This window comes from Spirosoma fluminis (genome assembly GCF_054778895.1).
In genome coordinates this window covers 1,016,624-1,039,441 of record NZ_BAAGZD010000041.1, presented here as the reverse complement: position 1 = coordinate 1,039,441, position 22,818 = coordinate 1,016,624, and the positions used below count along the sequence as shown (strand labels likewise).

18 protein-coding genes are annotated in these 22,818 nt (G+C 50.8%); 9 read left to right on the top strand and 9 right to left on the bottom strand.

What is annotated here, in order from left to right; all coding sequences use genetic code 11:
* Window positions 1-91: 91 nt before the first annotated feature.
* A complete protein-coding gene (locus ACYVBJ_RS26135; RefSeq protein WP_460985231.1) occupies window positions 92-2,056 on the bottom strand; it encodes a DEAD/DEAH box helicase in 1,965 nt (654 codons plus the stop codon).
* A 523-nt stretch (window positions 2,057-2,579) separates the two neighbouring features.
* Between ACYVBJ_RS26135 and ACYVBJ_RS26130 the strand changes: the two genes are divergently transcribed.
* A complete protein-coding gene (locus ACYVBJ_RS26130; protein ID WP_460985230.1) occupies window positions 2,580-2,813 on the top strand; it encodes a DUF2905 domain-containing protein in 234 nt (77 codons plus the stop codon).
* Here ACYVBJ_RS26130 and ACYVBJ_RS26125 read toward each other — a convergent pair.
* The 4 genes from ACYVBJ_RS26125 to ACYVBJ_RS26110 all read right to left on the bottom strand — a co-directional run bounded on the left by ACYVBJ_RS26125 (window position 2,779) and on the right by ACYVBJ_RS26110 (window position 5,956).
* Window positions 2,779-4,341, bottom strand: coding sequence for a hypothetical protein (locus ACYVBJ_RS26125; RefSeq protein ID WP_460985229.1), 1,563 nt, complete (start codon window positions 4,339-4,341; stop codon window positions 2,779-2,781). The genes ACYVBJ_RS26130 and ACYVBJ_RS26125 overlap by 35 nt on opposite strands.
* A gap of 105 nt (window positions 4,342-4,446) precedes the next feature.
* Complete coding sequence (locus ACYVBJ_RS26120) at window positions 4,447-5,259, bottom strand: sugar phosphate isomerase/epimerase family protein (protein ID WP_460985228.1); 813 nt, start codon at window positions 5,257-5,259, stop codon at window positions 4,447-4,449.
* Between the two features lie 70 nt (window positions 5,260-5,329).
* Window positions 5,330-5,590, bottom strand: a complete 261-nt coding sequence (locus ACYVBJ_RS26115) for a hypothetical protein (RefSeq protein ID WP_460985227.1) — start codon at window positions 5,588-5,590, stop codon at window positions 5,330-5,332.
* Between the two features lie 18 nt (window positions 5,591-5,608).
* Window positions 5,609-5,956 (bottom strand): hypothetical protein, encoded by a 348-nt coding sequence (locus ACYVBJ_RS26110; RefSeq protein WP_460985226.1) that lies wholly within the window; start codon window positions 5,954-5,956, stop codon window positions 5,609-5,611.
* A 140-nt stretch (window positions 5,957-6,096) separates the two neighbouring features.
* On the opposite strand from ACYVBJ_RS26110, the gene fbaA reads away from it, so the two are divergent.
* The 3 genes from fbaA (at window position 6,097) to ACYVBJ_RS26095 (ending at window position 11,828) form a co-directional block, all read left to right on the top strand.
* Complete coding sequence (fbaA, locus tag ACYVBJ_RS26105) at window positions 6,097-7,176, top strand: class II fructose-bisphosphate aldolase (RefSeq protein ID WP_460985225.1); 1,080 nt, start codon at window positions 6,097-6,099, stop codon at window positions 7,174-7,176.
* A 229-nt stretch (window positions 7,177-7,405) separates the two neighbouring features.
* Window positions 7,406-10,720, top strand: coding sequence for an efflux RND transporter permease subunit (locus tag ACYVBJ_RS26100; protein WP_460985224.1), 3,315 nt, complete (start codon window positions 7,406-7,408; stop codon window positions 10,718-10,720).
* Window positions 10,701-11,828 (top strand): efflux RND transporter periplasmic adaptor subunit, encoded by a 1,128-nt coding sequence (locus tag ACYVBJ_RS26095; protein ID WP_460985223.1) that lies wholly within the window; start codon window positions 10,701-10,703, stop codon window positions 11,826-11,828. Before ACYVBJ_RS26100 ends, ACYVBJ_RS26095 begins: the two co-directional genes overlap by 20 nt.
* A 168-nt stretch (window positions 11,829-11,996) precedes the next feature.
* On the opposite strand, the gene ACYVBJ_RS26090 is transcribed toward ACYVBJ_RS26095, so the two are convergent.
* A complete protein-coding gene (locus tag ACYVBJ_RS26090) occupies window positions 11,997-13,352 on the bottom strand; it encodes a M24 family metallopeptidase (protein WP_460985222.1) in 1,356 nt (451 codons plus the stop codon).
* A gap of 210 nt (window positions 13,353-13,562) precedes the next feature.
* On the opposite strand from ACYVBJ_RS26090, the gene ACYVBJ_RS26085 reads away from it, so the two are divergent.
* Genes ACYVBJ_RS26085 through ACYVBJ_RS26075 form a run of 3 tightly spaced genes read left to right on the top strand, consistent with a single transcriptional unit; the run spans window position 13,563 to window position 17,676 of the window.
* Complete coding sequence (locus ACYVBJ_RS26085) at window positions 13,563-16,265, top strand: DUF5686 and carboxypeptidase regulatory-like domain-containing protein (protein ID WP_460985221.1); 2,703 nt, start codon at window positions 13,563-13,565, stop codon at window positions 16,263-16,265.
* A 40-nt stretch (window positions 16,266-16,305) separates the two neighbouring features.
* Window positions 16,306-16,887 (top strand): Crp/Fnr family transcriptional regulator, encoded by a 582-nt coding sequence (locus tag ACYVBJ_RS26080; RefSeq protein WP_460985220.1) that lies wholly within the window; start codon window positions 16,306-16,308, stop codon window positions 16,885-16,887.
* Window positions 16,888-16,947: 60 nt separating this feature from the next.
* Window positions 16,948-17,676, top strand: a complete 729-nt coding sequence (locus ACYVBJ_RS26075; RefSeq protein ID WP_460985219.1) for a hypothetical protein — start codon at window positions 16,948-16,950, stop codon at window positions 17,674-17,676.
* Between the two features lie 46 nt (window positions 17,677-17,722).
* Here ACYVBJ_RS26075 and ACYVBJ_RS26070 read toward each other — a convergent pair whose 3' ends face one another.
* A complete protein-coding gene (locus ACYVBJ_RS26070; RefSeq protein WP_460985218.1) occupies window positions 17,723-19,336 on the bottom strand; it encodes a DUF1593 domain-containing protein in 1,614 nt (537 codons plus the stop codon).
* A gap of 271 nt (window positions 19,337-19,607) precedes the next feature.
* Between ACYVBJ_RS26070 and ACYVBJ_RS26065 the strand changes: the two genes are divergently transcribed.
* Both ACYVBJ_RS26065 and ACYVBJ_RS26060 read left to right on the top strand, forming a co-directional pair.
* Window positions 19,608-20,699: a glycoside hydrolase family 5 protein gene (locus ACYVBJ_RS26065; RefSeq protein WP_460985217.1), complete on the top strand. Its 1,092-nt coding sequence runs from the start codon at window positions 19,608-19,610 to the stop codon at window positions 20,697-20,699.
* A gap of 94 nt (window positions 20,700-20,793) precedes the next feature.
* A complete protein-coding gene (locus ACYVBJ_RS26060) occupies window positions 20,794-21,303 on the top strand; it encodes an MOSC domain-containing protein (protein ID WP_460985284.1) in 510 nt (169 codons plus the stop codon).
* On the opposite strand, the gene ACYVBJ_RS26055 is transcribed toward ACYVBJ_RS26060, so the two are convergent.
* Both ACYVBJ_RS26055 and ACYVBJ_RS26050 read right to left on the bottom strand, forming a co-directional pair.
* Entirely contained in the window at window positions 21,290-22,066 is a 777-nt protein-coding gene (locus ACYVBJ_RS26055) for a hypothetical protein (protein ID WP_460985216.1), read from the bottom strand. The genes ACYVBJ_RS26060 and ACYVBJ_RS26055 overlap by 14 nt on opposite strands.
* A gap of 63 nt (window positions 22,067-22,129) precedes the next feature.
* Window positions 22,130-22,792: an HAD family hydrolase gene (locus tag ACYVBJ_RS26050; RefSeq protein ID WP_460985215.1), complete on the bottom strand. Its 663-nt coding sequence runs from the start codon at window positions 22,790-22,792 to the stop codon at window positions 22,130-22,132.
* Between the last annotated feature and the right edge of the window lie 26 nt (window positions 22,793-22,818).

Below are 22,818 nucleotides of genomic sequence, written 5' to 3'. Positions count from 1 at the left end.
TTCCTGCTTCTGGCTGTAAATAACAAGAGCCGACCATAATGGTCGGCTCTTGTTATATCAATCTATTAAGTCGAATAATTCTAACCCTGAATTACCGCGCTACTTCTACGTTTACCCGGCGACCTTTGATGGTGTTACCTTCCATAGCATCGAGAACCACGTTGGCCATGTCTTTTGGCACGTCTACGTAGGTGAACTTATCAAAGATATCGATGCTGCCGATGCTGCTGCCCGGAATATTCGCTTCGCCGGCAATGGCACCAACGATGTCGCCAGGGCGGACAAAGTCCTTGCGGCCAATGCTAACCATTAACCGGGTCATGTTGGCATCACGTTCGCGCGGAGCACGCTCACGTTCAAACTTACCCCGGTCATTGCTACGTTCGCGGTCCGGTCCGTCACCACGGCCGAAGCGTGGACCCCGGTCGTTGTCGCCAAAGCGGGAACCTCCCCGGTCACGGTCGCCAAAGCGAGACGATCCTTCGCTACGGCCACCCCGACGGTCTTCAAAACGACCTCCGCGGTCATTCCGGTCGCCCCGACGGTCTGAGCCTTCACGTCGACGATCGTCTTCAAGACCCAGGTTCTGCTCAGCGAACTCATTTTTCTCAAGACCCATGCTGCGTTTCACCAGAGCGGCTACAACCTGTTCGGTCGAAAAACCGGCGTGGTGCAACTGATTCAGCATATCTTCGTAGAGATTAAGGTCCTGACTTTCCTGAATCGTTTGTTGAATCTGCTCAATAAAGCGTGCCTTGCGAACGCCTACGATGTCTTCGAAGGACGGAATTACGCCTTTTTCAACCCGTACTTTCGTATACGACTGAATTTCGCGGAAGCGGTATTTTTCATCCCGGCCCACCATTGAGAAAGCCCGGCCTGATTTACCCGCCCGGCCTGTCCGGCCAATACGGTGTACGTAATATTCTTCGTCAAGCGGGATGTCAAAGTTGATCACCGCGTCGACATCGTCTACGTCGATACCACGGGCGGCTACGTCAGTTGCAACCAGGATGCTGGTTGTACCTGAGCGGAACTTGCTCATTACGTTGTTCCGCTGTGCCTGACGCAGGTCGCCATGTAACCCTTCAGCCTGATAGCCCCGGATTTGGAGGTCTTCAACGATTTCGTCAACCTTGCGTTTCGTGTTACAGAACACGAGCAGCAGTTTAAGGTCATACATGTCGATCAGACGGCACATTACCTCAACTTTCGCCTTCGGTTTCACCTCGAAGTAAACCTGCTCAATGTTGGTGTTGGTCAGCTCTTTCTTAACCACCTTCACCAGCACCGGGTCTTTCTGGAACTTCTGGGTGATCTGCATGATCGGCTTCGACATTGTAGCCGAGAACAGAATGGTTTGCCGCTCTTCGGGCATCTCATCCAGAATGCTTTCGATATCTTCGCGGAAGCCCATGTCCAGCATTTCGTCGGCTTCGTCAAGAATCATCATCTTCACGTTGCCCAGTTTCAGCGTGTTACGTTCCATGTGGTCCATAACCCGGCCTGGCGTACCAATAACGATATGCACACCGCTCTTCAACGAACGAATTTGCCGGTCGATCGAATCGCCACCATAGATGGCTTCGATGCGAATACCCCGCTTATACTTGGCTAATTTCTTGATCTCGTCTGCTACCTGAAGCGCTAATTCACGCGTAGGGCAAAGAACAAGCGTCTGCACGGAGCGATCCTGCACATCGATCAGCTCGAGCGCTGGGATACCAAATGCGGCTGTCTTACCGGTACCGGTCTGAGCCTGACCAATCACATCGCGGCCAGCCAGAATTGGTGGGATAGCCTCGGCCTGAATGGGTGAAGGGCTAACAAACCCCATATCGGTAACCGCCTGTAACAACTCATCGGAGATGTCGAGGTTGGAAAACAGAAGTTGGTTTGGATCAGCGGCCTTTGGTGCGTCAGCGGGAATTGCTGCTTCAAGGCTGGTATTCTCTACATCAACGGGGTTATTGCCATCGTTGGCGTTATCCGTTGCAACTTGATTTACGTCCAGAACATTGTCCTGTTCGTCAGTGTTTGTGTTGTTCGTTTTCATTACTTGGAAAAATGATAAAAAACCATCCAAGCGAAGACGAGAATGTGCCTGTGAACGGCGCGATACTGCAGGAATTGCCCAACCAACGATTGCCCCAACGACCCAACAAGGACCACCAAACCACTTTGGCGACCCGGCCCAACCTACTAAAGGTAACAAGACAATATACCGAAATGTCGGTATGACCGATTGATGATTAGCCCACGCGCTATTGCTCTATACAAGAGCGTCCACACAGAAAACCCATCTGTACATCCGTACTGGCTCTGTTAGACCTAACTCAGCGTGTAAAAGGAGAGAAACAGAGATACGACGGATGTCGCTTGTAAAATTCTGGTACAAAAGTACGGATAAGTTTGTAAATATGCAAGCAGGGCTTAATTAAAATTGCATTTATTTTAGAATACGTATCTGGCCTACCCAGAATCAGCGCTGCTCGGCCAACCCGTGATTAAAGGGCTGTTTTTAGAAAACCTATGGGAATAGCCTAGTGTTATTCGAGAGCGCTACATTAACTTGAGTTATGAATTCGTCCGTTGGCAAATACATTATTCTGGCCGGCCTAGTGTTAGTACTTGTTGGCGCGGTCGTATATTTTTTAGGGGACAAGCTGAACGGGCTGGGGCGGCTGCCGGGCGATATACGTATCGAAGGCAAAGACGGGAGCGGGTTTTACTTCCCAATCGTTACGTGCCTTGTTGTCAGTATTCTCCTGAACGTTATTATCGCTCTGGTCCGTCGTTTTTTCGGGTCGTAGCATTGGAACCGGACTTTGTCGATTCGGCGCTGTAGGTCAGCTTGTTCAGGTAGAATACTTCACGCTGATTGGTGTAGTTTTTTGAGGGAGCGATTTTCTGAAAGCCACAGGCCAGGAAATGCCGATCGTACCACGCCAGTAAGTTATCCTGCGCCGAAAACGTCACTTTTTCATCCTCCGCACTGGTCTGCAACTTATACTTTTCCGTCTCTTTGAGGACTTTGCTGCCCTGGATGACTTCGGTGGTGATTTCGCCATCGTTCGGGTAAGCTAACACCATCTGGTCGCCCTGCTGGGAAATTTGTACCATCTCGGCTAATTCAGGGCTCAGCAGTTCTTTGATGGGCAGGCAGTTATCCCACAGCAGGGTCCCCTGTTTGTCGAAGCCGCAAACAAAGGCGTGGGTATAATGAAATCCTTCGTAGCGGTCAGCCCCGCGTAGGTAGCCCCCGTAGGCAAGGGTGCTGCCCCGATACTGCGGGTAGTAGACTTCAGCGACCAACACCAGACCCTCGGGCGTGGGCTGAAGGTCGTGCACCAGAAGTCGGTAATGAAATTTATAATCCTTGCCTTCTTCTTTTTTCTTCTGGGCCTTGGCCAACAGCTTCTGCTGCCGGTGGGGCTTTAGGTAGTTAAAGAAGTTTTTGAGCTGCGAGAACTCGATATACTGAATGTTGCTGACGGCTTCGGCTGATGCGTCCGCCGATTCGCCGTGCCGGATGCGCGTTACGTAAATCCCCTGCGAATACGGTGTACAGTCGGTAGAGTAGTTGCCAACCAGCAGTGATTCGTGCTCATCGACCGGCAGAAGCTTCCCTGAAATCAGGCTGTTTTTGGCCCCGTCGAAATCAATGGTACGGATGAGCTTGTTGTCGTAATTATACGTTCTGATCAGGAACTTGCAGTGACGTTTCAGCGAATGAACCAGGACGTTTACTTCCTGACGGCTTTCGTCAATTTCCAGGCTGCTTAACTCCATGCGGTTGACGTACATGCCGGGCAGTACTTTGGCGGAGCCGTCAAAAAAAGAGTACGCCATCACTACGGGCCGCGAGTGGTGGTAGCCACCCACAAACGCCCGGTTGCCCATCACTTTGAACTGCTGAATCGAAAACTGGTCGAGCAGACGCCCTTCAAACGTTTCGATCACGCCATCGTCCAGATGCAGCCGAAGAAATTGATATTTATCGGTGTCGTACTCGCGGAACAGATGATATATGTACTGGTCGTTTTCGTACGACAGTAAAGGCCGGTAGCGAATGTCCTGCTTATACTCAACGCGCCAGAGCGATTTCAGATTTGTATCAAATTTCTGGAACGTATACTCAGCGGGCGAATTGTCATAAAATCCGCCGGTCCGAATGGTAACGAGAACTCCGTGTTCGTTGAGGGGCGTTACGTCAAAAGCTTCGGCTTCGTTGGGATCTGATGGAATTTCGATACGTAACGAGTGTTCCAGTTGGGCCAGAGCGGGGCCCAACGTAACGAATAAAAGCACCAGACTAAGTATGTGACGAATTCGAAGCATATAGCCAAATTTACGAATTACGGGCCAGGATTTCTTAATACGTTACCGTACCAAATCGATTTCGCTACGTATCCAGCAAAAATCATACGGTAAGACGATATTACGTCACTTGTCCTGCCACCGTTTTCTAAGAAAGTCTTTCATAAATACGTTGATGTCCCACTGACTGGCAACGGGCTGATTGGTGTACGGGATGGTCGGCAGATAACCGGGAGCCGGGCCAAACTCACAGGTAACGGTCAGGGTAGGGGCATTCGCTTTTTGCAAACGCTCCCGAATGGCATCCCACCATTTGGCATGGGTTTCCAGCGCATCTTTCCATTCGGGAGCCCGTGGATCACTGACCTGGGGCGCTTCGGGCTGACCAACCCGACAATGAATGTGGTCACTGACGGCAATGGCCCGGTTGACGTTGTCGGATTGATCGCCGAGATACGATTCCGCTACGTTGACCCAATGCGAATAATCGGCCGTGAGCCGCAACTCAGGTAGTTTGAGCAGGTAATACTGAATGGCGGGGGCACTATATGAAAAGCGGCCCCGGTGCGTTTCGTGCAGAATCCGAATGCCGGTTTGCTTTTGAACATCCAGCGCGGTTTGAATCAGTTCGGCGTTCTGCTCGAACGTAAAGTAGTCGTGGCCGGTATGCGCGTTGATGAACGAGGGCTTATGCGAAGCAATGTCCAGCAGGTCGTCGCGGTATTTCTTTTTGTGCTCAGCGAATTTACTGCCCTCACCGAACGCCATCAGGACTACGTCTAAACCGTTATCGCGCATCACCTGAACGGCTTCCCCGCGTTTGCCTGGTCCGGCTGAGATTTCCATGCCGTCGTAACCAGCCGCTTTGACCCGTTTCGCGGCTTCAGGATACGGTATGCTTTCCATGCCCCACATCGGGCAGAAGAATGATGTTTTCAATGTTTAAGGGCTTATGTTTATCCACCCAAATATGCTGTAAAAAGTGTTAGGTAAAAAAGAACAGATTGCTTCAGGAAATCCATATCATCTCTGAACCGATCACCAGCCACGTTTTTGACCTTTTTTCCAGGAAGACTATATAACCGGCTCCTGCTTCGCCATCACTTACTTCGGAGGAATAGCATACCGCTTTAGTGCCGTTTGTTGAGTAGGTAACTTTAGAAAATTCTACTATCGTAGCAAAGTTTTTGTAGTCTCTGCGCAAGCCAAAGAACCCACGACCTTCACCGTTCTTTCCAAAATAGTAGTCACTAAGCGCCTGCGTGAACAAAATTGTTTGGTTTGTGAGTTAAACTTGTTTTCGACTGCTGATTTTCTGAACACCTATCTTAATAGTCAGTATAAAGTACACCCATGACGAATCGGGCACGAATGAGATTAACTTCCCTTGTTTAATTAGCTGCTCCTTTAAGTCAGTCAGGCGATGCTCATCCAGATACTGAGTATCCGTAACTGGTCGAACAAATACAAGGCAGCGTTCGTGGGGCACCCGTACCTGGTTACAATTGATAAATCGATTGATGAGTAACGATTGAATTTCATAATCTCCATCCGGAAGAGGTGGATAATCTGCCTGGCCGAAGGCGGATAGAAAAGACATGCTCCAGATTGTCAGCAAGCGGAGAACTGCATACATGGGATAAGGTGTTTTCAATGTGGAGGGATAGTAGCAATATTTCCATAATATCCCCAACTTTACCAACCGAAAACCAATAATTCGGCTGGTCGGGTTTCCATCGAATTATTTCTTGAACGAATCCAAAATTAGCCCTAATTATGAGCGAAGTAGCCACTCGTTTTGCCCCCGGCGTTGTAACCGGCGAAGGCGTCACCGAAATTTTCCGCCACGCCAACGAAAATGATTATGCCCTGCCAGCCGTCAACGTTGTTGGAACGGACTCCGTCAATGCTGTATTAGAAACGGCTAAAGCCGTCAACTCACCAGTAATCGTTCAGTTCTCAAATGGCGGTGGTATTTTTTACGCGGGAAAATCACTGCCGAACGACAAGCAGCAGGCGGCCATTGCCGGGTCGATTTCGGGTGCACTGCACGTTCATCATGTAGCCGAATTGTACGGCGTACCGGTCATTCTGCATACCGACCACTGCGCCAAGAAACTGCTGCCCTGGATTGATGGTTTGCTGGCCGCTGGCGAAAAGCATTTCGATCAAACCGGTAAGCCCCTGTACTCATCGCACATGCTCGACCTGTCGGAAGAGCCGCTCGAAGAGAACATTGAAATCTGCGCGAAGTACTTCGAGCGCATGGCCAAAATCGGCATGACGCTGGAAATTGAGTTAGGTGTAACTGGTGGCGAAGAAGATGGCGTTGATAACTCCGACGTTGACGATTCTAAGTTATATACCCAGCCCTCTGAAGTAGCGTATGCATACGAAGAGCTGAGCAAAATCTCGCCGAACTTCACCATTGCGGCTGCATTTGGTAACGTACACGGCGTTTACAAGCCCGGTAACGTGAAGCTGTCGCCGATCATTCTGAACAACTCACAGAATTATATCCAGGAGAAATTCGGCACCGGACCGTTGCCCGTAAACTTCGTATTCCACGGCGGGTCGGGCTCGAGCCGCGACGAAATTCGCGAAGCGATCCGCTACGGTGCGGTGAAGATGAACCTCGACACCGATATGCAGTGGGCTATGTGGGAAGGCGTTCTGAACTATTACAAAGCGAAAGAAGGCTACCTGCAATCGCAGCTTGGTAACCCCGAAGGTGCCGATTCGCCGAACAAGAAATACTACGATCCGCGCGTGTGGCTCCGTAAAGGCGAAGAAAGCATGGTGCAGCGCCTGAAAGTTGCGTTCGAAGATTTGAACTGCATCAACCGGCTAGCCTAATTCATTGCAAATTCAGTAAGATTCAAAAGTGTCGGGCCCTCACCCGGCACTTTTTTTACGGGCTGATGTAGGACAAAACCAATGGAATTTAGCGTGTGAATGCGTAACTTTTAGAAGCGTTTCTCTTTGAATGTAAAGGATTCAGGGAAAAATAGTCTTTTGCCTTAACCTAGTGCCGGAATCGAGTAAAAGCACTGAGGTATAATTACTTAACTGGCTCATTCGAGTTATGAATTTAATACGATCTGCGTTACGTAAACCGATTACCGTTCTTGTCTTAGTAGCGAGCTTGTTCTTTTTTGGTATCGGTGCCGTTCGAACAATCAAGATTGACATTTTCCCGAATCTCAACTTACCCGTCATCTATATTTCCCAACCCTTTGGTGGCTACACCCCCAACCAGATGGAGTCGTTCTTTGGGAAACAGTACGTGAACCTGCTGCTTTACGTATCGGGCGTAAAGAGTATTGAAACCAAAAATATTCAGGGCATCACCCTGCTGAAACTGTCGTTCTACGAAGGAACGAACATGGCGCAGGCGGCCGCTGAGGTATCGGCCTACGCCAACCGGGCGCAGTCTTCGTTTCCACCGGGTTCGCAACCGCCGTTTATTCTGCGTTTCGATGCGTCGACCTTACCGGTTGGGCAGCTGGTGTTGAGCAGTCCGATACGTACTAACAATGAGCTACAGGATTTAGCGAACGTATATATACGTTCGGGCTTTACGTCAATTCCGGGTCTGGTATCACCGGCTCCGTTTGGCGGCAACTCCCGGTCTATTGTCATCAAGGTCGACCCGGATCTGATGCGGTCGCATAACCTGACACCCGACCAGCTGGTGGCTGCGTTACGTATCAATAACCAGGCAACTCCTGCCGGAAATGTGCGGATCGGTGACCTGAACTATTTTACCCCTGCCAATACAACCGTCGAGAACATCAAAGATTTTGGCAACATTCCGCTCTATACGGGGAGTGTACAGAATTTGTACCTGAAAGACGTAGCATCGATTGAAGACGGGGCCGATATTACGCAGGGTTACGTACTGGTGAACGGAAAACGGTCGGTATACCTGCCGATTACCAAGTCTGCCGACGCGTCTACCTGGGAGGTCGTACAAAATTTAAAGGCGGCACTGCCCCGCTTTCAGGCGCTTTTGCCAGAGGACGTAAAGCTGACGTACACCTTCGACCAGTCGGTATACGTAATCAACGCCGTAAAAAGCCTGATGACGGAGGGCGCTATCGGCGCTATCCTGACGGGATTAATGGTGCTTTTGTTTTTGGGCGACTGGCGGGGGGCGTTAATCGTTATCATCACCATTCCGACCTGTATTATTTCGGGCGTATTGTTCCTGTCCTTATTCGGCCAGACGATCAACATTATGACCCTGAGCGGTCTGTCGCTCGCAATTGGTATCCTGGTCGATGAGTCTACCGTAACGATTGAGAACATCCACCAGCATCTGGACATGGGCAAGCCCAAAGCGTTAGCTATCTGGGATGCCTGTAAGGAAATTGCCTTTTCGAAACTGCTGATCCTGTTCTGTATTCTGGCGGTGTTTGCACCGGCTTTTACCATGAGTGGGATTCCGGGGGCCTTATTCCTGCCGCTGGCGTTAGCGATCGGCTTTTCGATGATTACTTCGTACCTGATGGCTCAGACACTGGTGCCGGTGCTGGCGAACTGGATGATGAAAGGGCATCACACCACCAGCAACGGGAAAGCCCATCAGCATGAGCCCCTGAACGGAAATCTGATCAAAGCGAATGGCAACGGAGCTGCTGCCAAAAATGGAAAGGGCGTGACCAACGATGTGCTGCATCAGAAGCAAGTGCTGGCGCATCAGCTCGATCTAAACCATGATGGCAAAATCGGTTATTTCGAGCGGGTTCGGGCGCGGTTTGTCAGGTTTATCAACCGCACAATTCCGTACCGGAAACCCATCGTTCTGGTGTACGTCGTTGGTTCGTTAGCTGTGGCTTTTCTGCTAATTACGTCGATCGGTCGGGACGTATTGCCAAAGGTGAACGGCGAGCAGTTTCAGGTACGTTTGCGGAACCCCGACGGGACCCGGCTCGAAAAAACCGAAGCGACCATGCTCAAGACCATCGGCGTACTCAACAAGCTCGTTGGCAAAGAAAATATTGAGATCACCTCAGCTATGGTTGGGATGCACGGCGCTCAGTTCTCGACGAGCCCGATTTATCTGTTTATGGCCGGACCGCAGGAGGGCGTTTTGCAGGTGAGTATGAAAGAAGGGTACGACGTTGACCTGGACGAACTGAAAGATCGGTTCAGAGCCAACATGAAACAGGCGTTGCCCGACGTGAAGCTCTCCTTCGAACCGATTGAATTAACCGACAAAATCCTTAGCCAGGGATCGCCTACGCCCATCGAAGTGAAGCTGTCGGGTAAGAACAAAAAGCAGAACGAAGAATACGCCAATAAGGTAATTGCCAGGCTGCAACGGATTCCGTATCTGCGCGACGTACAGATTGGCCAATCGACAAAATACCCCACCATTAACGTAGCGATTGATCGGACGCGAGCGGCACAACTTGGAACCGATATATCGGCCATTTCGCGTTCGCTGATTGCTGCTACGTCGTCGTCACGCTATACCGAGAAAAGTGTTTGGATTGATCCGAAATCGAGCCAGAGTTATAGCGTACAGGTGCAGATTCCCGAGAATCATATGACCAGCATCAACGACCTGGGCGAAATTCCGGTGTTGTCCAACGCAAACCGACCGGTCCTGAGCGACGTAGCCACTTTGCAGAAAGGAACGACCTACGGCGAAAACGATAACGTGGGCGCTATTCCAGTACTGTCGGTAACGGCAAATCTGAACGATATGGACCTGGGAACGGCAGCCCGGGATGTGCAGAAAGCCGTTGATTCGCTGGGGGAACTACCCCGCGGATTAACTGTAAAAATGCAGGGTTTAACCCAGGTCTTGATCGATACGCTGGACAGTCTGCAAACGGGTTTATTGACGGCTATTGTGGTGATTTTCCTGATGCTGGCGGCAAACTTCCAGTCATTTAAAGTATCGTTGGTGGTTTTATGTACCGTACCGGCCGTGTTGGTCGGCTCACTGGTTTTGCTGATGCTGACCGGCTCTACACTGAACCTGCAATCGTACATGGGCATGATCATGTCGGTCGGTGTGTCGATTTCCAATGCGGTATTGATGGTTACGAATGCCGAAGAGTTACGAATACGGCATGGCAACGCCCTACTGGCGGCTAAAGAAGCGGCTTCGGTACGTATGCGGCCAATTATCATGACGAGCGTAGCCATGGTTGTAGGAATGATTCCAATGGCTTCGGGTCTGGGTGAAGGCGGTTCGCAGGCGGCTCCGCTGGGCCGGGCCGTAATTGGTGGTCTGGTGGCTTCAACCTTTGCCGCCCTGTTTATTCTGCCGTTGGTGTTTGCCTGGGTACAGGGCAAAGCCACTACAGAATCTGTATCACTCGACCCTGAAGACAAAGAAAGTAAATACTATATTCCAGTACCGTATGAATCGGTTAATCCATAAATCAGTGTATAATCTGCTTGCCGCCGTTGGTGGCTTCCTGCTTATCAGTTCGCTAACTGGTTGCCACTCTTCCGAAGGTAAAGAAGAGGCTGCTAACGCATCTGAGGTGGAAGCGCCCGCGGCTACAGAAGTCATACAATTACAGCGTGGTAAACTGGCGTCTTCACTGAAAGTGCCCGGCGAATTAGTTGCCTTCCGCGATGTCGACATTTACGCAAAGGTCAGCGGATTCATTAAAACGATGTATGTAGACGTTGGTTCAGAAGTGAAACAGGGTCAACTGCTGGCTGTAGCCGAAGCGCCTGAACTGAGTGCACAATTGTCCTCGGCCCAATCGAAGCTGAAAGCGCAGGAAGCCCTTTCCATTGCCAGCAAAGCAAACTATGATCGTGTGCTGGAAGCCAGCAAATTTTCGGGTGCCGTATCAAAGAACGATGTCGACCAGGCGCTCGCTAAACGCAACGCGGATTTAGCCCAGCTGGAGGCTGCCAAGTCGGCTTATCGGGAAGTGTCTGATCTGAAAAGATACCTCGAAATACGCGCTCCGTTCAGTGGCATAATCAGCGCCCGGAACACCAGCACGGGCGCTTATATAGGCCCGTCGGGCAAAGGGTCCGAGTTTCCGCTGTTTGTCCTAACCGAGCAAAAGAAACTCCGTTTGGTGATCTCGGTCCCGGAAGCGTATACGGGTTACGTTGATTTGAATCATCAGGTTAGTTTTACCGTCAAGGCATTCCCCGAAAAGAAATTTACGGGACAAGTGAAACGCCAGGCGGGTGCCCTGGATAAACGACTACGTTCGGAACGGGTAGAAGTAGACGTTCTCAACGACGATCGAAAGCTTCTGCCCGGCATGGTGGCTGAGGTAAATGTGCCGTTGCCGACCAAAAGCAATACGTTGATTGTGCCCAAATCCGCCATTGTGAATTCGACAACTGGTGTCTTTGTGATTAAGGTTATCAATGGTAAGGCGGAGTGGGTGCCCATAAAGAAAGGGCTGGAAGCTGACGATAAAGTTGAAATATTTGGCGAGCTAAACGAAGGTGACCCCATCATCGCATCAGCCAACGAAGAGATTCGGAATGGTTCACCCGTTGCTGTGAAGTAACGTAAATTTCGAGTAGAGACCCCGTTTTCGGGAAAGCATTACGTTCTGCTCCCGGTAAATACCCCTCCCCTGGGGAGGGGTATTTACCGGGAGCGTTTTCAGGAAAGAAGTACGCAGAATTTACCTTGAAGTGTCATAATTTACCAGAGGGCCATATTCTCACTGCCTTTACTTCACATAGCCCAGCTTCCGGGGGATTGTATAGATTTCTGTTTGCCGTCCGTCGATGTAGCGGAAGGTCTGGCCGTCGAAAAAGCCGTCTTCTTCCAACATGATGCGGATGGTTTTCTTCCAGGCGGGTAACTCCACAGCAGCATTCAGCTCAATGGAGTATGCCGTATTGGCGAGTAGTGGATAGTCGCCGGAGCCGGAAACGCCTTTCTGCTGATCCCAAAGTCCGATAGTTGGACCAGCCGCGTGACCATGTACACCAATCGGGTGCGAATAGATCGTACCGTTGATGCTTTCTTTCTTGGCCTGATCCAAAGCTGCCAGCAGCATCTGGTTACCGGTCTTTCCGGCTTTGAATTGCTCCGTCAGAATATCCTGCAAGCGATTTCCCTGCTTGAACGCGGCTTTAATAACTTCAGGAACATCCGTTTCGCCGGGCTTCAGCACATAGGCATGCTGTTGCTGGTCGGTGTTCAGGCGCAGGTATGTAATGCCAAAATCCACGTGGAGTAAGTCACCGGGCATGATGATCTGTTTGTCGGGTCGCTTTGAAAAGGTTCGTAAATGGCTGAATTCCTTTTCGTCGGCGCGTTGTACGTCCACGGTTGGATGAAACCAGGTATCCAGTCCAAGACTGGTGATTCGTTGGCGAAACCACCACACTACGTCGTCCGTGGTTGTAACGCCAGGCTGGATAACGTTTTCCGAAAAACCCTCCTGAATGATCTGGTGCGACAGCCGACAAATCATCGGGTAGATGGCCATTTCTTTCTCGGTACGTGTTTCGAGCCAACCTACTGCCACCTTCTCGGCGGAGACAATGCGTTGCTGATACTCGGCTGGTAGTTTATTCAGGAATTCTTCATGTTCTGTAAACGACAAGCCATCGGCATGGCCGTAATTAGCCGAACTGTTCAAGCCAATCTTCCTGGGCTTACGGTCTTCGATGATCTTAGCCAGCGCTTCCCACTGATTCGGCCGGACGTCGATGTCCCAGGCACCTTTCAGGAGATTACCAACGTCGTACCGGGCGATGGCCAGTTTCTCAATGGCATCCGCTCCCTGCTTACCGGTATCAAAAAACACCATAATGGTTCGTCGGCGGGCCGACAGCCAGGTTGATGGCAGCATCGTGCGCAGAACGGGATCTTCATTGTATTCGCGGGAAATGATGATCCACATATCCAGCCCTGCCCGGCGCATAAGTTGGGGAAGCAGATTTATGAACCGATCTTCCAAGATTTCATCAACGACTCGTGCCCGTTCGCGTTCGGGAAGGATGGTGGTAGGCTGGGCAAATGAGGCAGTGAAGGCCAACAAGCTAAGTAGCAGTGAGTAGATCAGTTTAATCATCACTAGTTTTAGTGGTTGCGGAGCAAGATACGTAAAGCCGTTAAACATTTTTAACGTAAGCGGCAGGCAACGCTTTCCTAAATGCGTGCATCTTGCAGAGGAATGGCTATCTGGGCCGTTACTGCATAAAATCAATTACCTAATAATGATATACCGATGTCTATTCGTTAGTATACTACATTCGGGTGATAAAGACATTCTGATCGGTTCATGAAGACTTTTCTACTAGCGCTGTTGACTATTGGTTACGTTTCATTGGCTCATGCGCAGTCGACAACTACGGGCCTGCGCGGCAGCGTCAAGAATGCGCAGGGGGAAGCCCTGCCGTACGCAGCCATCATTGTGAAGGGCACTTCTACTGGTACCATTACCAATGCCGAAGGCCGATATGAAATAGCTTTAGCGCCAGGTAAGTATACGATCGTGTTCCAGTACTTAGGCTTTCAAACGATTCAGAAACCGGTTGAGATTGTCAGCGGCTATGCGACGTTGGACGCGACTTTAGAAGAACAGGCGTATCGATTAGCCGAAGTTCAGGCAAAAGCGGGGAACGAAGATCCAGCGTATACGATCATGCGCCGGGCCATTGCCAAAAGTCGCTTTCACCAGCTACAGGTGCAGCGCTTTAAAGCCAGAGTATACACCAAGTCATCGTTTACGGTGCTCGACTTGCCGAACCTGGCGGAAATGGCGTTCCGAAAGCAACTTAAGGAAGCCGAAAAAGAAGCTAACTTCAAAGTAGGCGTGCCAATCCTGAACGAAACAGTTTCTGAAGTTACGTTCACGCAGCCGAATACGTATCGTCAGCGCGTGATCGCGAACCGGAATTCTCAGGGTGACTTTTTAAGTCCAAGTCAGTTCTACAACGCGAGTTTCTATAACCCCACCATCGCCGGAGCCGTATCGCCACTGTCGCCCAAAGCGTTTGCCTATTACAAGTTTGAGTACAAAGGCACGTACCGCGAGCCGGGACCCGACGGCAATCCGGTTGAGGTCAGTAAGATTCAGGTGATTCCCCGACAGTATGGGGAAGGCGTGTTTCGGGGTACTATTTTCATTATTGAAAACACCTGGGCCATTCATAGTTTACAGTTAGAAACCATCACCAGCATCGGTGTGTCGTTTACGGTCCGGCACGTGTGCAGCCCCGTGAAAGGGGTGTGGATGCCGACGAATCAGCGCTATAACGGCTCCGGATCGTATCTGGGCGTAAAGGCAACCGGACAGTACGTTCGCAGCTTAACCTTCAGTGAATTTGTCGTTAACCCTGCCTTTGTTGAGGAGATCGAAGTGGTGGATGAAAAGAAGGCACCACCTACACAAACCTTAAGCAAAGGTGACATCAAGGGGAAGCAGTTCGACGAGTTGGTCAAGAAGCAGAAAGAGTTTTCGACCAAAAACCTGCGTCAATTAGTCAAGGAATACGAAAAACAGGAGAAGCAGGCTCGTAAGAATCGGAAAGAAGACGTAACGGTGGTGCGTGACGATTCGCTGGTGGTCGATTCGCTGGCTCGAAAACGGTCGAATGTCTTCTGGGATTCGCTACGTTCAGTGCCGTTAACGACGGCTGAAATCAAGAGCTATCGCAAGGCCGATAGTCTGGGCCTCGTTCGGGAAATTAAAGTGCCCGGCCGTGCCGATAGCACCAAACGAGACAGTACGCAGCGTAAGAAATCGCCTAAGTTCTCGGTGGGGCAGCTGCTCAGTGGCAACACGTGGCGGTTAAGCAAGCGCAGTTCACTGATCTACACCAGCCCGTTGATGCGCCTGGAGTATAATACCGTGGAGGGCTATTCGGCCGAAGGTGGCCTGAATCTTCGGTATCGGGCACGCGTGGATTCCGTCAATCGGTTTACGCGGATTTTGCTGGGCGAATGGAACGTTGGCGGGAATGCCCGTTATCAGTTTGGGCGAAAGCAGTTTGTGGGCTATGGACTGGCGAGTTATCAGCACAAGAACACAAAGATTGGCCTGTCGGGCGGACGTTATCTGTATCAGTACAATCCGGACAACCCGATCAGCCCGTTTCTGAACACCTTCACAACATTGCTGTTCGAGCAGAACTTTGCAAAGCTCTACCAGAAAGATTTTGTTAACCTGACCATCAATGCGACACCGTTCAAGCAACGGCTGACCTTGACGGGTAGCCTGGATTACGCGCAACGTACCGAGCTGGCGAATTTTAGGGAAGATATTAAACCCTGGATCAATTGGCGGAATCGCATTTTCACGCCGAACCGCCCGGACAATGCTGAGGTAGAAACCACCGCGTTCCCAACCCACCAGGCGGTTGTGTTAACCCTGACTGCATCGGCAAAGCTGGGAACAACGCAGTACGTGATCCGTAACGGTCGGCGAATTGCCCGGCGTGATAACGACAGTCCCTTGCTCAGCCTGAATTACCGGAAGGGGATGGGCGATGTGGATTATGATTTCGTGCAGGCTACGATCAGCCATTCCTTCGAAACGGGTATTCGCAGCCGGTTGAATTATCAGCTCAGCGCCGGTGCGTTTGTGAATGACCGGAAGCTGTATTTTCCTGACTTTAAACATTTTGCGGGTAATCAGTTCTTTTTCCAGCAGGGGGACGTAGTGTCGACGTATCGTTTGTTGCCGTATTATCAGTACAGCACCGGTAAGCGATTCGCCGAGGCTCACGTGCTAGCTGAGTTTCGTAAGTTTTTCATCACGCAGCTGACGCTGGTCCGGCTCGTCGGATTGAAAGAGAACCTGTTCGTACACTACCTTTATACGCCCGCTTCGAAGAACTACACAGAGATAGGATATGGGCTGGACGGGCTCGTTCCGCAGGTGCTGCCGTTTTTCCGGGTCGAGGTGATTTCGCAGTGGCAGGATGCGCAGTACAAAGGGCTTGGTTTTCGAATCGGTACCACACTTAAGTTTGGTCGGTAGTATAAACTCCCTATCGTCTATAAAGCCTCCTCAAAACACAATGGCCAAAGAAGCACTAATCACGTTTATTCAAAGTGACATATCTGTTTCTGGACCAGCCCTGACGCATATCATCGACCACTTTGAGGAGCGGATTATCAAGAAGAATGAGTTCTTTCTCAAAGAAGGTAAAACGAGTAATGACTATTTTTTTCTAGAAACAGGCTGTATGCGGACCTTTACTCATGACCCCGACGGAAACGAAGTGACCACCTACTTTTATTCAAAGCAGAGGTATGTCTTTGAGGTATCGTCGCTGTTTATGCGGACTGTCTCAACCGAAAGTATCCAGGCCTTGACCGACTGCACCGGTTATGCTATTACGTTCGAGACCTTAAACAAACTCTTTCATTCGTCACCCGAATTTCGGGAGTTTGGCCGCATGATGCTGGTCAAAGCATTTGCGACCTTTAAACAGCGAACGCTGGAACTCATCAACAAAAGCGCCGAAGAACGCTACGAAAACTTGATGAATACCGAACGGGAGGTATTTCAATATGCCCAACTCAAACACATTGCGTCCTATCTCGGCATTACCGACACGTCGTTGAGTCGAATTCGGCGCGAATTCGCTAAAAAATAGGTTGTGGTTCTTTCTTGCCAAATGGCAAGCAGCCTGATTTGAGTACTTAGTTCCTTTGCGTTGTCATCAAACAACAAGGTCATCGAGCATCTTCCTGTTTACATTCCTATTGTCTTCGGACTTACCGTTCTGGCAGGTAGTTGGCTATTCGCCAAAGCCACACGTTATAACCGAACGTTTCTGGTTGTCCTTACTACCTGGATTGGGTTTCAGTCGGTTATGGGCCTTGTCGGGTTTTATGCTGATAGAACCCCTGGTCTGCCCCGAATCCCGGTGCTACTACTGCCGCCTGTGCTCACGATCATTGTGCTGATGAGTACAACGCGAGGCAAAGCGTTTGTCAATCAGATCGACATGAAAACATTGACGTTGTTTCACCTCGTCCGTGTTCCCGTTGAAATCGTATTGTTCTGGTTGTTTACGTATAAAACCATTCCCCAGCTTATGACGTTTGAAGGCCGTAACTTCGATATTTTCTCGGGCTTGTCGGCGCCATTGATCTATTATTTTGGCTTTATCGGCAACCGGCCTAACAAACCGCTGCTGTTGATCTGGAATTTTGTCTGCCTTGCCTTAGTCGTTAATATTGCCCTTAATGGACTGCTGTCAGCGCCGACGCCGTTTCAAAGATTAGCCTTCGATCAACCTAATATTGCCATTGGTTATTTCCCTTTTAATCTGCTGCCTTCCTGCTTGGTACCGTTAGTCATTTTGGCTCATGTGGCATCTGTTCGGCAGTTGCTTCGCCAAAAAACAGTGACTACAAACGTAAATTCTCTACGAACATGAATATCTATTCTGTTCCAAAGAGCGTGCGTAGTGACAAGATCTCTTCCTATTTTCTTACGGTGACTATCACCCGCTGATACCGGGTCAGCGAGGGTGTTCCGTTGTCGGTTGCTTCCAGGATGAGATGAATCGTTTGGCCCCCTTTGGCATCTTTGGGGATCAGCACTTCCGTCCGAAGTGAGTCAGGATTCGCGATCACCACTTGATTCGGATAGCTGCCCGCCCGAAGTTGCCACCACCGGGTCGAGACGGCATGCCCATCCGGGTCAGAAACTACTCCATTGATACGTATCGTTTGGCCGGGCGTTACCAGGACCGTTAGCGGCCCTTCAAGGCCAACTACAGGTTCGTGGTTGGCCTCCGTGTATTTAGCCGTCACCGACCATTTCATACGGGCCGCAAAATCTCGCTGGGCCTGAGGAAAGAAATTTGGGAAGGCCAGTTCACCGGCATTTTTACTTTGCTGGGTATTCAACATGCTCAACGTAGTGGCCATGGCGTTGGCGCTGGTATCCGAAGAGGTTGCAACTCCGAACGGAGAGCTTGTTGTGGCTTCCGGCCTGCTCATCGCCTGACCTCCCCAACCTCCATACGTACCGACTTCGTAGGCGCGCAGGCCATTGCCCAGCATGTTCATGAACGTATGGTTATCGCCCTCGCCCAGCCAGGAGCCTTTCGGCTGCACGGGCATCCACACCACGTAACCCTTTTTCTTTAACTCCTCATTCGAGGTGCCCGAGAAGCCAAAATAATCCAGCTTGTCGTCTTTGACCATCTGCCTGCCATCGCCCCACACCCGATATAAGGCACCCAGCGGGCCCCGATCCGATATGTTCTCCTTCATCCAGGAGGCCGTCAGATAAGGGGCATTCTCCGGTTTAGCGCCCAACTGCGCCCCGTAGCCATAGTTAGGGCCAGCTTTAAATTGCCGGTACTCGATATCAGGCCAGTTCGGCTGGATGTAAGTGGCATACATGTCATCCTGATCGCCGGAAGGTAGCAGCACTACCTTCCGGGATACTTTTTGTTTAATCGCTTCCCATTGGGTGGTGTATTCATACTGCTCCTGAATCGATTTGAGGGCGCGGGCAATTGTGCTGTGTCCACCCCAGGCCGTAATGAAAAGCGGCCCTGGTTTATCATCCAGGATCAACGCTTTTATCAGGTCCGAACCCGGTGAATCTTTGCTGATGTCGCCGTCAAACTCAATGTTGCCATAGCGAATCCTTGCTTTGAGCTGGGCGGGAGCGGGATACCGGGAGTTATGTACTTTCAGGTTCGGATATACGTTCGCATAGGCGTCGACGATATCGTGGATGAAGCGTTCGTCTTTTGCCCAACGCCACGACTCGCAGGGGCACAGATTTAAGCCAAACCGGGTGTATTCCCTGCCGGGCACAAACCACTTGGTGCCCTTGCCATCGCCTTTCCAATGGAACTGACTACTGGTATAGATAAGTCCTTCGATATCTAAGTCGCTGCTGTAGAGCAGAAAGCGGATCAGCGAGTTGTTGTCGTCGAGTTCCGGGTCAGCCGTAACCACGATTCGGGGACGTACCGCTTGAGCAGTCGGCTGTGCATTAGTGTGCGTAGCAAAAAGGTTTAAACAAATGAAGCCAATAGCAACAGCTTTCAGTAGGCCGAGTGAATAAAGTTTCATAGATGGGAAGTACAGAGGTTAGGGCTATTGTCGGCTTTCAATATACTAAATCGGTATAACGTTTTGACCAGTTAGATAATCCACTAATCCGAAAGCGGTCAATGTATTACGTCAATACATAGTCTGACCTATTACCTGTCTACTCAAGAACGATGGTCATACGTAATAGCATTACTAACCTCAGGGGGTGAAGAAGCGCCAAACAAATCCGCTTATGTACCGTTCAGAAAGTATCCATTACGTCTGAAACCGACTGTTTCAGTTACAAATCATGCAACGTCGTCTGTTTTTGCAAACATCACTTACTGCGGTTGGCATGAGTCAGCTTACTCCTCTGATAGGCGCGGAAAACAACAGTCTGCCGGACCCAAAACCTGAAAAGCTGCCCCGGTGGCGGGGCTTTAATCTGCTCGAAAAATTCGTGGCCGGGAAGACCGGTCCGGAGCCGGAAGGACCGTATCAGGAACGCGACTTTGAGTGGATAGCCGACTGGGGGTTCAATTTCGTGCGGTTGCCGATGTCGTACCACTGCTGGGCGACACCCGATCCGGCTCACTGGACCGAGTTAAACGAACGGGTGTTAAAAGAAGTGGATGCGGCCGTTGAGTATGGGCGGCAACATACCATTCACGTAAACCTGAACCTACACCGTATTCCGGGTTACTGCGTTAACCCACCGGCTGAACCGCTGAACCTCTGGACCGACGAACGAGCCTTAGAAGCAGCTGTATTTCACTGGAAACACTTGGCCGAACGCTACAAGGGCCGTCCGAATAGTGAAGTATCGTTCGATTTAATCAATGAACCAAATACAGACGAGTCGAGTTACGTTCGGGTCGTGAAAGCGTTGGTAGAAGGCATTCGATCGGTTGACCCCGACCGGTTGATCATTGCGGATGGATTGCAGTTTGGTAATCAGCCGGTCGGTAAATTAGCCGATCTGAAGATAGCCCAGAGTACGCGTGGGTATCTGCCCATGAACGTAAGTCATTATAAAGCCTCCTGGGTGCCGATGCTGCAAGAGACACCGCCACCGAGCTGGCCGACTACCTGGATGAACGTAAAATGGGATGCCAACTTTTTGCGTAAAGCGGCCATAGAGCCCTGGCAGAAACTTCAGAAGCAAGGCGTAGGCGTACACGTAGGGGAGTGGGGCTGCTTCAACAAAACACCCCACGACATTGCCCTGCGCTGGATGGAAGATCAGCTTAAACTCTGGAAAGAGGCTGGCTGGGGATGGGCGCTCTGGAACTTCCGTGGAGCATTTGGCATCCTTAACAGTGATCGTGACGACGTTACGTATGAAACCCATCAGGGTATGAAACTGGATGCTAAAATGCTGGCGCTGTTACGTAGGTATTAACCCAACGGTGTATTTTCAAAGACAGGCAAGAGCAGATAAACAGTTTACTCAGACGACAGCCAATCATCATCACACGATGATCGGTTCAGACAGTATGCAGAATATTAAAGACTTATTCGAGGTATTCCCACAGGCCGGCAGGGTGGAGTGGATTGGTATCCGTCCCGAACGGGCAACGGCCGTTGAGGTGGTGCCATCCGCAGAAGTTTCGATTAAAAAAGGAATTCTCGGTGACCATTACAGCGGGCAAAGTGGTAATCGGCACGTAACGCTGATCCAGGCTGAACATCTGCCGGTTGTTGCCGCGTTAATGGGCCGCCACGCCCTTGATCCGGGCCTGCTCCGCCGTAATCTGGTAGTGTCGGGTATTAACCTGCTGGCCTTAAAAGATCAGCAAATTCAGATCGGTGATTCGGATCACGATCCGGTGGTTTTGCAGATTACCGGACAATGCCACCCCTGCTCGAAGATGGAAACTACGCTTGGGCCGGGTGGCTATAATGCCATGCGGGGCCACGGGGGTATGACCGCTAAAGTGTTGCAGGGGGGCACCATACGGGTGGGGGATAAGGTCACCGTTCTACTCGTAACTACTTCTGCTTAGTTTGCTCCGGGTCGGGCGAAATGCCGCTGGGCCGGTTGAAACCATATCGGAAGCGATTCCGAAGCTGCTGAATGGTGTTGATGAGGTCGTAATCCGATGAACGTAGCAAAAACTCATCGTTCAGTTCGCAGAAGTCAAAGAAACGGTCGATGTCAGCGCCTTTCAAGTCCGTGGCCTGATCGACCAACAGTCGAAAACGTTCGAGGGCCAGGGCGTGTCGCCGGTCCTGCTGCATAATGTAATACGCCTTTCGGTCCGATTTGGGGCGTTTCCCGAACAGCTCATACAGGAGCGTTACCCCGGCCCCGTCTGCCACCCGGTCGAACGCCTGCTCACCGGTTACTTTTTTAGACGCCGTTGGCTCATCGAGTATCTGTTGAATCTCTTTTTTGACTTCTTCGTATCGTTTCGCCGTAACGGTCACTTCGGCCAGATCAACCACGCGATACGGCATGGGCGGTAGGGCTTTGGCCACAATGGTCGGATTTTCGGAACCGTCGTATTTAATGCCTGTGCGATTGTAAAGCTGGCTCGTTAAAATCAGCGAATCGCCCGGCTGAACGGTCATGAAAAAGCGCCCGGCGGTATTGGTACGGGCCCGCTGGCGCGTCCGTTGGTTAATCACGGTAGCGCGGTCAACCCCCTGCTTGGTCGTCTGGTCGACAACTGTCCCGATCACGTACTTGCCCTGCGCCCATGCGTTGCTCGACCCGCTTAGCAAGCCAAACAGGCAAAGCAACAAAAGGCAGCGGCTCAGGGGCATGATAGCAAGGGTTGACGTTTACAAAATTAGGGATTAGACCGGAGCAGGCAGACGTTGATGCTGTTAAAAAACGTTAATCAGCCGCTGAACCCGCTCCAGGCTCATCTCCGAAAAATCCCGGATGGCGTCGTCTACAAACGGAAACAGTTCGTCGGTACTTTGCGTGGTTGCTACGCCCACGACATAAGCGCCTGAAGCCTTAGCCGCCTGGATGCCCGTCATCGAATCTTCGAAAATGACGCTTTCACCTGGTTCTACACCGAGTACAGCCATCGCTTTCTGATAGATTTCCGGATCAGGCTTGGGATGACTGACCATACTTTCGTTCAGCAACGCATCAAAGTAAGGGCGCAGAGCCAGCGCATCAATCACAAAATCAAGGTTTTCGACCGGGGCCGAGGTGGCAACGGCTGTACGGATACCAGCGGCTTTCAACGACGTTAAGAAGTCGACCAAACCCGGAACCGGCGTAATATCCGGTTGGTACAACTCTCGGAATAAGGCTTCCTTTTCGTGCGCTAAACGTAGTACGTCCTCCGGAGCCAGCGTCTCATTGGCAAATAGGTGCGCCACGATATCGTTGTTGTGTTTACCCGATACGTAGTTCACAAAATCCTCGTCGCTGAGGGTTTTGCCGTTCCGTTGGTAATATTCTCTCCAGGCGGTACGGTGGTGTGGGTTCGTATCAACGATAACCCCATCCATATCAAAAATAACTGCTTTCATGTTTTTAGTCATTCATGGTCCTTGAT